This is a genomic window from Flavobacterium sp., assembly GCF_044361065.1.
GTDB lineage: Bacteria > Bacteroidota > Bacteroidia > Flavobacteriales > Flavobacteriaceae > Flavobacterium.
Genome location: NZ_JBIKJI010000056.1, coordinates 1 through 11,520 on the forward strand (window position 1 = coordinate 1; position 11,520 = coordinate 11,520).

Genomic DNA, 11,520 nt, shown 5'->3' on the forward strand with positions numbered 1-11,520 from the left:
TTCTATTGTAGCTTTTAATAATTCGTAGGTATTTTGAACTTTATCATCTTCGCCGCCAACTTCAACTATCATCACGTCTTTATTATAGCGTTTAACCATATCGTTTAGGTTGAATTCTAAGTCGGCAATGGTTTCAGTATAATCTTTTTTTATCCAAAACGGATAATACGACAAACCAATAATATCATATTTTACGTTTTGTGACGTAGCATTATCAAAAAAAGTTCTGAATTTAGTGTTGTTATTGCCTTCATCAACGTGAACAATTACTTTTATATTTTTATCTACTGCTTTTGTAGCATCGTATCCTTTGTTTAACAATTGACCTAATTGTTTCCAATTATTGGTACTGCCTTCTGGCCAAAGCATTCCGCCAGGAATTTCATTTCCTATTTGTACCCATTCTGGAGTTACGCCTGCTGTTTTTAAAGCAGAAATTACCTCATATGTATGGTTGTAAACGTCATTTAATAATTCTGGAAATGAATGTGTTTCCCAAGCTTTTGGTTTGTATTGTTTGGCAGGATCTGCCCAAGAATCTGAATAATGGAAGTTTATCATTACACGCATTCCCATTTTCTGAGCTCGTAATGCCATCGCAACCGTTTCTTCTTTGCTACAATGTCCGCTGGCTTTATCGGTATTTGGGTTTACCCAAACGCGTAATCGTACTGAGTTCATACCTCTGTCTTTCAGTAATTGTAAGCATTCTTTTTCTGTTCCGTCTTGGTCATAAAAGGTATAACCTGTGGCTTCCATTTGAGGTAACCAACCAATATCAGCTCCTTTTACAAAAGCGTTTTTGGTGCTTGTACAAGAAGTAAAAACTAGCGAAACCAGAAATAATATAAGTGAATTTTTCATCTTAGTTTTGACTAAACGCATCCATCACAGGAAGTGCATTGTTGTTAAAATCCCACAACGCCTGATTTTCCCAAGACGAACCATTTGTAGCTGTTGGACCTCTAAATGCTACCCATTCGGCACCCCAATAACAAAAGCCTAATCCTCTTGAATTTTGTTTTACAAGATTTTTTATAGCAAAAAGGAACTCCTTTTGTCCTTGGTTTGTAGCAGGATACGTAGGTACTAATTGATTGGCCAATCCTAAAATATTATTTGTATAATCGTTATATCCTAAGGTAAATGGATAGGCGGTTTCGGCAATAATCACTTTTTTATTATGTGTTTCTCCTAAAGAAGTTATGGTAGCATTCACATCTGAAAGAATTTTACCGTGCCAAACCGGATAATAAGACAATCCAATATAATCATAGTTTATACTACTCATTTTATTAAAAAACCAAGTGGCACCACTTCCAATTCCTGCATAGTGAATCATTATTTTTGTTGTTGCAGATTGATTTCTAATGGCAGTACTTGCTGCTGAAATAAGTTGCAAGCATTGCGATTCGTTATTTATTAAATGCCCTTGTGGCCAAAGAAATCCGCTGTTTATTTCATTTCCAATTTGGATAATGTCTGGCTGAATTTCAGTCATTAGTAACGTAGTATAAGTGCTAACGGCTGTTTTTAAATTGGCAAATGATAAACTCGCCCAATCCGATGGCGGTGTTTGATTGCCAGGATCTGCCCAAGTATCAGAATAATGAACAGTTAACCAAACTTTCATACCCGCTTGTTTGACTCTTAAAGCCAAAGCTTTTACTTCCGCTAAGCTTGAACTAGTAGTCGATGGATTTTTCCAAACTCTGATCCTAATGGTATTGCAACCTGCATTTTTCAAAGTAGTGATAGCATTTTCTGCCACTCCGTTTTTCTTATAAATGGTGCCTTCGCTTTCAATTAATGGTAAATACGACATATCTGCAGCACGAATAAAATCGTCTGAAGTTGGAATATTTGGAATAGGAGCAGGCGTTACTTCTGGATCATTTGAAGAACAAGAAAGCACAAATAGCGCAAGAATAAAACAGACAAATTTAATTACAGATTTCATAGGTTATATTTTTTCAAATTTAAAACTAGTTTTTTGATGGTAGGTTTCGTCTTTTCTTAAAACCGCATTTGGAAAATGACTTTGGTTTGGAGCGTCTGGAAAATTTTGCGTTTCAAAGCAAATACCACTTAAATGATGGTAATTTACATTATTTTTTCCTATTACTTCAGTATTGCAATCGCCACCAACATAAATATGAACTGAAGGTTGGTTGGTGAAAACCTTCATTTGTATTTTGTTTGTGGCACTTTTTAAAGTAGCAACAGACGTAGAATTATCAGAAATTACAAATGAAGTATCAATTTTTGTTGGGCAATTTTTGAAAGTTAAAAAATCAAATGAAGTATTAATAATATTTGAAAATTTTCCTGTAGGAACATTTTCTTCATCGGTTTCTAAAATTTCTGAACTTGTTACTTGTAGCTCTTGGTTTTCAATTCCGTTTTCGTTTCCGTCTAAATTGAAATAGCTATGCTGTGTTAAATTTATTATGGTATCTTTTGTTGTTTTTGCGGTATAATCAATAGCTAGAATATCCGTTTCACTTAAGGAATAAGTTACTTGCGTGGTGAGTTCTCCAGGATAATTTTCTTCCAAATCTTTTGAAATGTATTCTAAAATGATGCTGTTATTTGAAAATGAAATAACGTTCCAAAAGTTGTTGCTAAAGTTTGATTTTCCTCCGTGTAAATGATGTGCGCCTAAATTTTTATTTAGTTGAAAAACCTCATCATTTACTTTGAAAGTTGCATTTTTTATTCTCCCGGCATACCTTCCCACCACTGCACCAATAAAGGGAACACCCGAAAGCGAAAATGATTTTTCATAACCAGAAACAGCATCAAAACCCAACACAATATCTACTTTTTTTGCTGATGATACGGGTATTTTTATAGATTGAATAGTAGCACCATAGTCAATAATTGCTATTTCTACACCATTTGAATTTCGTAAAGTATAGCAAAATGATTCTTGCCCATTCGAAGCACATCCGAATGAAGTTATATTTTGATTTTCTTTTTGATTACTTGACAATTTTATTAAAGGTATTTTGATTACTATTCAAATTTATATTTTTTATAAATAATATCATACCGGTACCTACCAGTTTGTTGTTTTTTAACTACCAGTTTCATACATTTGTTTTTATGATAATTATTGATACAACTTCTTCAATTCCGAAATATAAGCAAATTATTTTTTCAATAGAAAAGGCAATTTTGTTGCATAAATTGGTTAAAAACGAGAAATTACCTTCAATTAATAAAATTTGCTTACGGCATAATTTATCAAGAGATACGGTATTGTTAGCGTATAACGAATTAAAAAAACGAGGTGTTATTTATGCTATTTTAGGAAAAGGATATTTTATTAAGAGTGTAGATTTTAAATCCGAACAGCGCATCTTTCTTTTGTTTGACGAATTAAATGCTTTTAAGGAAGAAATTTATAATTCGTTTATAGATGCGATTAATGATAAGGCAAATGTGGATATCTTTTTTCATCATTTTAATAGAGACGTTTTTGCTAAATTGATACAAGACAGTATTGGTAATTATTCCAAATACATAATTATGCCTTCTAATTTAGAACATACCACTGAAATTATTAATAAATTGCCTTTGGATGAAACGTATATTTTAGATCAAACTCGAGACGATTTAAAAAAGTATCCAGCGGTGTATCAGAATTTTGTGAAGGATATTTTTACCGCTTTAGAAAAAGGACTGAAACGCTTAAAAAAATATAAGAAATTGGTTTTAATTTTTCCTGGAAAAAAAGAACCCATTGGAATGGTGTTGGGCTTTGAAAGTTTCTGTACTACGTATCATTTTGAGTATGAAATTAAGTCGGAATTTATAGTGGATTCCCTTCAAAAAGGCGATGTTTATATTTTACCAAATGATAGGGATTTAGTAACAATTATTGAAAATGCGGCCTTAAATAAATTAACAATTGGAAAAGATATTGGGTTGATTTCTTATAACGATACGCCTTTGAAAAAAGTAGTTGCTAAAGGCATTACAACTATTTCAACTAATTTTAGTGAAATGGGAATCCGTTTAGCAGAAATGATTTTGAATAATACGAAAGAAAAAATAGAAAACGAAAGTCAGTTAATCTTGAGAAAATCGTTATAAACAAAAAATCCTTCTTTTTGGGAAGGATTTTTTTATGATTGGATTACTTTTTATTTCGTAATTTGTTTCAAATCGGCAATAGTGGCGATTGGGTCTTGCGCGCCAAAAACATAACTTCCAGCAACTAAAACATCAGCGCCAGTGTCTGCTAATTGTTTTGCGTTTTTATTGGTTACACCACCATCAATTTCTATAATGGTGTTGGCTTTGCATCTTTGTATCATTTCTTTTAATTGGCTGACTTTGTCATACGTTTTTTCAATGAAACTTTGTCCGCCAAAACCTGGATTTACACTCATAATGCATACTAAGTCAATATCTTGAATGATGTCTTCCAAGACTTTTACGCTTGTATGAGGGTTTATTGCAACTCCAGCTTTCATACCTTCTGCTTTAATTGCCTGAAGCGTTCGGTGTAAATGATTACAAGCTTCATAATGAACTGTCAATACATTCGCGCCTAATTTAGCAAAAGTAGTTATGTATCTGTCAGGGTCTACTATCATTAAATGTACATCTATAGTTTTGGTAGCGTGTTTTGAAATAGCTTGTAAAACCGGCATTCCAAAAGAAATATTCGGAACAAAAACGCCATCCATAATGTCTATATGAAACCAATCAGCTTCACTGGCATTAATCATTTCAATGTCGCGTTGTAAATTAGCAAAGTCTGCTGCTAAAACCGAAGGAGCGATAAGTGTGTTTTTCATATATGTAAAATTTATTTTTTGGTTCAATATTCAAAATCCCTGATTGATATTGAAAATTTTTAATTAAAAAAAACTCCGGATTAAAGCCGGAGTTTTGGTAGGATTACCCTAAATATGTTTTTAATATTTTACTTCTTGAAGTATGTTTCAATCTGCGAATTGCTTTTTCTTTAATTTGTCGCACACGCTCACGAGTTAAATCGAAAGTTTCGCCAATTTCTTCTAACGTCATTGGATGCTGGTCACTTAAACCAAAATACAAACGCACTACGTCTGCTTCTCTTGGAGTTAAGGTTTCTAAAGCACGTTCAATTTCAGTTTGAAGTGATTCGTGAATTAATTCTCTATCTGGATTTGGTGATTCACCTGAACGTAATACATCGTATAAATTAGAATCTTCCCCTTCTACAAGCGGTGCATCCATTGATAAGTGACGACCAGAGTTTTTCATAGACTCTTTTACGTCATTTACGGTCATATCTAATTCTTTTGCAATTTCTTCAGCAGAAGGTGGTCTTTCATTAGATTGCTCTAACAAAGCATACATTTTGTTGATTTTATTGATAGAACCAATTTTGTTCAAAGGCAAACGTACGATACGAGATTGTTCTGCTAACGCTTGTAAAATCGATTGACGAATCCACCATACTGCATATGAAATGAATTTGAAACCACGTGTTTCATCAAAACGTTGTGCGGCTTTAATTAAACCTAAGTTTCCTTCGTTAATTAAATCGGGTAAAGTTAAACCTTGATTTTGATATTGTTTGGCAACCGATACTACGAAACGTAAATTGGCTTTCGTTAATTTTTCTAAGGCGCGTTGGTCACCCGCTTTAATACGTTGTGCTAATTCTACTTCTTCATCGGCAGTAATTAAATCTACCTTACCAATTTCTTGTAAATATTTGTCTAAGGAAGCAGTTTCACGATTGGTAACCTGCTTGGTTATTTTAAGTTGTCTCATTGAATTTTCCCCTTCACGTTAAATGTTCTAATTGTTATACGCAAGAAAAATAAAAAAGTTACAAAAAGTTATAAAAAAATAAAAATCCCGATAATTTTTACACTATCGGGATTTAAACTATTTAAAAAATAAGATTATGCTTTTGGAGCGTCATCTTTTTTCTCTTCTCTTGGAGGTCTTGGTAAAAGTGCTTTTCTTGACACTTTTTCTTTACGTGTTTTAGGGTCAACACCTAAGTATTTCACTTGGAATACATCGCCCATATTTACTACATCCGTTACGTTTTCTGTACGTTCCCAAGCCAATTCAGATACGTGTAATAAAACTTCGTTTCCTGGAGCAGCCGTATATTCTACTACCGCACCAAAATCTAACATTTTAATTACTTTCACTTCGTAAGCTTCTCCCATTGTTGGTTTGAAAATGATAGAATCTATTTTAGCTAAAACTGCTGCAATTCCATCAGGATCTGTTCCTAAGATTTCAACTACACCTTGTTCGTCCACTTCGTTAATTACGATAGTAGTTCCAGTAGCTTTTTGTAATTCTTGAATTACTTTTCCACCAGGACCAATTAAAGCTCCAATGAATGCTCCAGGAATAGTTCTTGTGATGATTTTAGGAGAATGTTTCTTAACCTCAGCTCTTGGAGCTGCAATTGTGTCTGTTAATTTTCCTAAAATATGTAAACGTCCATCACGTGCTTGCCCTAAAGCTTGCTCCATAATATCATAACGTAAACCATCAATTTTAATATCCATTTGACAAGCAGTAATACCGTCAGCAGTTCCAGTTACTTTAAAGTCCATATCTCCTAAGTGATCCTCATCACCTAAAATATCAGACAATACAGCAAATTTTTCACCATCAGTAATTAATCCCATCGCAATTCCAGAAACTGGTTTTACCATTTGTACACCAGCATCCATTAATGCCATTGTACCAGCACAAACTGTTGCCATAGAAGACGAACCGTTAGATTCTAATACTTCAGATACAATACGGATAGTATAAGGACAATCAGCAGGAATCATATTTTTTAATGCTCTTTGCGCTAAATTTCCGTGACCTACTTCTCTTCTTGAAGTTCCTCTTAAAGGTTTTGCTTCTCCAGTTGAGAAAGGAGGGAAGTTATAATGTAAATAGAATTTTTCTTCACCTTGTTCAGATGGAGAATCTATTTGATTGGCTTCTCTTGAAGTTCCTAATGTTACTGTAGCTAAAGCTTGTGTTTCACCACGAGTAAATAAAGACGAACCGTGTACTCTTGGTAAATAATCTGTTTCACACCAAATTGGTCTGATGTCAGTTGTTTTTCTACCATCTAAACGAATACCTAATTCTAATACTACGTTACGAACGGCTTCTTTATTCGTTTTATAGAAATATTTAGATACTAAATCACCATCAGTTGCTAATTCTTCTTCTGTAAACAACGCTTTTACTTCTTCTTTTACTTCAGCAAATGCAGCACTTCTTTCGTGTTTAGCCGAACCTACTTTAGCGATATTATAAATTTTATCGTAAGCAGCAGCTTTTACTTTTTTGTAAATTTCTTCGTTTTCTCTCTCACCTTCGTAAGTACGCGTTTCTTTTTTACCAAAAGCAGCTTGTAAACGTAATTGTGCTTGAATTTGAACTTTAATAGCTTCGTGAGCAAATTTGATAGCTTCTACCATTTCTGCTTCTGAAATTTCTTTCATTTCTCCTTCAACCATTGCTACAGAATCCATAGAAGCACCAATCATCATATCGATATCAGATTTCGCTAAGTCTTCTCTGCTTGGGTTAATTACAAATTTTCCATCGATACGTGCAACACGTACTTCAGAAATTAAGTTGTAAAAAGGAATATCTGAAACAGCTAATGCTGCTGAAGCGGCTAAACCAGCTAATGAATCAGGCATTACTTCTTCGTCATGAGACATTAACTGAATCATAACTTGAACTTCCGCATGGTAATCGTCTGGGAAAAGTGGACGTAAAACACGGTCAACTAAACGCATTGTTAATACTTCGCTATCACTTGGGCGCGCTTCTCTTTTGAAGAAACCACCTGGAAAACGACCAGCGGCTGCAAATTTTTCACGATAATCTACTGTTAAAGGTAAAAAATCTACACTTGGGTTGATGTTACGAGATGCTACTGCCGTGGCAAGGATCATCGTATCACCCATTCTTACTACTACAGAACCGTCAGCTTGTTTCGCTAAACGACCTGTCTCGATTGTGATGCTTCTGCCATCACCTAAATCGATTTTTTCTACAAATAATTGTGGAATCATAAATTTAATTCTCAAAGGTTATACAAAGGGTTAGTTGTGTTGTTGTTGTAAAGGTGTTGTAGTCGTGTCTCTAACCCAATGAAAAACCAAACTTTTCTGCTTATTTGCAAACAAAAAGGGGCACAAAGCCCCTTTAGTATACTATTTTCTAATTCCTAATTCTTTAATTATCTCACGGTATCTTAAGATATCTTTTTTCTTTAAGTAATCTAAAAGACTTCTTCTTTTACCTACTAAAAGTACTAACGATCTTTCTGTGTTAAAATCGTGACGATTTTTTTTCAAGTGTTCTGTTAAGTGTGAAATTCTAAATGTGAATAACGCAATTTGTCCTTCTGCAGAACCTGTGTTTTCAGCTTTCCCTCCGTGTTTAGCGAAGATTTCAGCTTTTGTTTCTTTAGTCAAATACATGCTAATATTATTTAAATGATTATTATGTAGATTGAGTTTATCTCAATACGAGTGCAAATTTACAAATTATTTTTGAAGTTGCAACTTTTAACTCTTTTTTATTTTAACCATAAAGAACGGAACGCTTTGTTTTTATCATAATCTGATGCTTGTTTCTCAATATTAAAGTAACGATGTCCTCTTGGATCGTTGCCCACTCCAGCTAAATAGGCCCAATTCCCCCAATTGCTACACACATCGTAATCAATTAGTTGTTCTTCAAAATAAGCAGCACCAATTCGCCAATCCATATTGAGTTCATTACAAAAATAACTCGCTACGTTTTGTCTCCCTCGATTACTCATAAATCCTGTTTGTTGTAATTCGAGCATATTGGCATTGATAAAATCAGAAGGTGTTGTGCCATTAATCCATTGTAATAACAATTTTTCATTCAAGGATTTCGAATTTATTTTCTCGGTTTTTATGCCTTTATACAAGAAAAATTTGGTTTGGTATTTTTTAAACATAAATCGAAAGAAATCGCGCCAAAGCAATTCAAAAACCAACCAATAGGTTGAGTCATTCGCGCCAAACTGCTTTTCATATTTTTTAATTTCTGCATAAATGAATCGAGGTGAAATACAACCTAAAGCCAACCAAGCAGAAAATTTTGACGAATAATCAGCGCCTACCATTCCGTTGCGGGTTTCTTTGTAAGTAGACAAGCATTGGGTGTCATAAAAATAATGTTTTAATCGTTTTATAGCTTCAGTTTCACCACCCTTAAATTGTAAAACTGCACGAGAATCGATTGTAGTTTTTGCTAATCCTAAAGCTTCTAAAGTTGGTAATTCTAATGGTGAAATTTCGGGTGAATTAATATTGGTTGGTGCTTCAAAAGGTGGTCTGATTTCAGAATCCTTTTCTGTTTTTTTTCTAAAATTGGTAAACACATCGGGAATGTCTTTGATAGAAAAAGGCAAGTCTTCTGCACGATATAACGTACTGGTGCTTACTTTTTCTAATTCACATCGTAATTTAAATAATTCATCTTGAACCTTTTTCTCGGTTTGTCTTTCTTCAAAAGCTACTTCTCGTTTGGCAAATACTTTTTGCGCTTTATATTCTTGCACCAATTTGGGAATTTCAACTTCGAGCTTACCCATTACAATGTGCAAACCTGAACCTAATGCTCTTAATTTGGCATCCAAATCTTCAAGCGATTCTAATAAAAATTGCGCTCTAAAACTCCCCGTTTTTTTAAATCCGTAAACCGAAGCTTCAAAATGCGAATCGTCAAAACAATACACAGGAATTACCTTCTCGCTTTGTGAAATGGCTTTGACTAAGGTTTCATTATCTTCAATTCGTAAGTCGGTTTTAAACCAAACTAGTGCTGTTTTTATCATTTTTCTATTTTTTTAGCCACAGATTTCACAGATTAACACGGATTATTTACTGCAAAGATTTGCTAGTTGTACTTTGTAAAGCGAAGCATCTCAATTTATTAATGCAAATTTATGTGACTATGTGTTTAATTTTATAACTCATTAATATTTTTCAAATAATAATCGGCTTGTTCTAATAAGGCAACTTTGTCATCGGGTTTCATTTTGCGCCATACATTGTACATCATGCCAATTCGTGGATTTTTACCTAATTTGTCTTCATTTTTATCATAAAAATTCCAATACAAACTATTGAAAGGACAAGCTTTGTCTCCAGTTTTCACAGCCTTTTTATAAAAGCAACTTCCACAATAATGACTCATTTTATCGATGTATGCTGCCGAACTCACATAGGGTTTTGTGCCTACAATTCCGCCATCAGCAAACTGACTCATTCCGCGGGTGTTCGTAATTTCTACCCATTCAATCGCATCGATATAAATGCCCAAATACCAAGCGTCCACTTCATCAGGATGAATTCCTGCTAAAAGTGCAAAATTACCTGTAACCATCAAGCGCTGAATGTGGTGTGCATAGGCGTAATTCAGAGATTGATTGATTGCATCTTTCAAACAATTCATTTTGGTTTTTCCAGTCCAAAACCATTCCGGAAGTGAGTTTTCGTTATTGAAATAATTCATCGTGGCGTATTCGGGCATTTTGTTCCAATAAATTCCACGCATATATTCACGCCAACCTATAATTTGACGTACAAATCCTTCCAATTGATGGTAGGCAATTGCTTCAGGTCGATTTTCCCATTCTGTAATTGCGCGCTGAATCACTTCCAAAGGAGAAATTAGTTTCACATTCATCGAAAACGAAAGTCGAGCATGATACAACGACCATTCGTTAGGTGTCATCGCATCTTGGTAGCTCCCAAAAAGTGCCAAACATTCGGTTGCAAAAAAATCGAGTAATTCTAGAGATTGCTTTCTATTGATTGGCCAAACAAAATTTTCAGCATCGACGTTTCCAATGCTTTTGATATCTGTTTTTTGAATTTCTGAAACGATTTTGGTTACATCATTTTGGAAAACTAAAGGCGAAGTGGGTTTGTGATCTTTGGGTAATTTTTTTCGATTTTCGCCGTCATAATTCCATTTTCCCGTCAAAGGCTTGTCGCCCTCCATTAAAATATGATGTTTTTTACGCATCATATGGTAAAAACTTTCCATCAAAAAGGTTTTTTTACCATCGAAAAAATCACCCAATTCGTTTCTTGAACTCATAAAATGCTCCGAATCGCATACGGAACTTGTAATAGAAAGCGACTGACACAAATTTTTAAGCTGTTCATCTAAACGGTATTCGTCAGGAAATTGGTATTCAAAATGGGTAAACTGTTCTTTTTCAATTAAAGACTTTATATTTTTTTCAAATGATTGTAAATTATTGGTGTCATTCAAATGAATATAAATGACTTGATGGTGTTGCAATTGTAATTCGGCAGCAAATTCTTGCATCGCCGAAAAAAACCCAACTATTTTTTGAATATGATGCGTGGCATAATCCGTTTCTGTTCGGATTTCCATCATCACATAAGTCACCGAATCATCAATGGTTTTGAACCAAGAATGATTGCAGTTCAATTGATCTCCGAGAACTAATCGTAA

10 protein-coding genes are annotated in these 11,520 nt (G+C 34.1%); 1 reads left to right on the forward strand and 9 read right to left on the reverse strand.

Annotated features, from left to right (window positions below; all coding sequences use genetic code 11):
• The 3 genes from ACIQ11_RS05040 to ACIQ11_RS05050 form a co-directional block, all read right to left on the reverse strand.
• Window positions 1-864, reverse strand: an 864-nt coding sequence (locus tag ACIQ11_RS05040) for an arabinogalactan endo-beta-1,4-galactanase (protein WP_396153403.1), incomplete at its 3' end; no start/stop codon positions are given.
• Between the two features lies 1 nt (window position 865).
• Window positions 866-1,960, reverse strand: coding sequence for an arabinogalactan endo-beta-1,4-galactanase (locus ACIQ11_RS05045; RefSeq protein WP_396153405.1), 1,095 nt, complete (start codon window positions 1,958-1,960; stop codon window positions 866-868).
• Window positions 1,961-1,963: 3 nt separating this feature from the next.
• Entirely contained in the window at window positions 1,964-2,995 is a 1,032-nt protein-coding gene (locus tag ACIQ11_RS05050; RefSeq protein ID WP_396153407.1) for an aldose epimerase family protein, read from the reverse strand.
• A gap of 113 nt (window positions 2,996-3,108) precedes the next feature.
• On the opposite strand from ACIQ11_RS05050, the gene ACIQ11_RS05055 reads away from it, so the two are divergent.
• Window positions 3,109-4,101 carry a substrate-binding domain-containing protein gene (locus tag ACIQ11_RS05055; RefSeq protein WP_396153409.1) on the forward strand — a complete coding sequence of 331 codons (993 nt, stop codon included), beginning with the start codon at window positions 3,109-3,111 and terminating at the stop codon, window positions 4,099-4,101.
• A gap of 50 nt (window positions 4,102-4,151) precedes the next feature.
• Here the strand turns inward: ACIQ11_RS05055 and rpe are convergent, their stop codons facing one another.
• The 6 genes from rpe to ACIQ11_RS05085 form a co-directional block, all read right to left on the reverse strand.
• Window positions 4,152-4,811: a ribulose-phosphate 3-epimerase gene (gene rpe, locus ACIQ11_RS05060; protein ID WP_353078160.1), complete on the reverse strand. Its 660-nt coding sequence runs from the start codon at window positions 4,809-4,811 to the stop codon at window positions 4,152-4,154.
• A 103-nt stretch (window positions 4,812-4,914) separates the two neighbouring features.
• Window positions 4,915-5,778, reverse strand: a complete 864-nt coding sequence (locus ACIQ11_RS05065; RefSeq protein WP_026718320.1) for an RNA polymerase sigma factor RpoD/SigA — start codon at window positions 5,776-5,778, stop codon at window positions 4,915-4,917.
• Window positions 5,779-5,912: 134 nt separating this feature from the next.
• Entirely contained in the window at window positions 5,913-8,063 is a 2,151-nt protein-coding gene (locus tag ACIQ11_RS05070; protein WP_396153411.1) for a polyribonucleotide nucleotidyltransferase, read from the reverse strand.
• A gap of 141 nt (window positions 8,064-8,204) precedes the next feature.
• A complete protein-coding gene (gene rpsO / locus ACIQ11_RS05075; protein ID WP_353078164.1) occupies window positions 8,205-8,474 on the reverse strand; it encodes a 30S ribosomal protein S15 in 270 nt (89 codons plus the stop codon).
• A gap of 98 nt (window positions 8,475-8,572) precedes the next feature.
• Window positions 8,573-9,865: a DASH family cryptochrome gene (locus ACIQ11_RS05080; RefSeq protein ID WP_396153413.1), complete on the reverse strand. Its 1,293-nt coding sequence runs from the start codon at window positions 9,863-9,865 to the stop codon at window positions 8,573-8,575.
• Window positions 9,866-9,996: 131 nt separating this feature from the next.
• A partial coding sequence (locus tag ACIQ11_RS05085) for a cryptochrome/photolyase family protein (protein ID WP_396153415.1) occupies window positions 9,997-11,520 on the reverse strand: 1,524 nt, incomplete at its 5' end.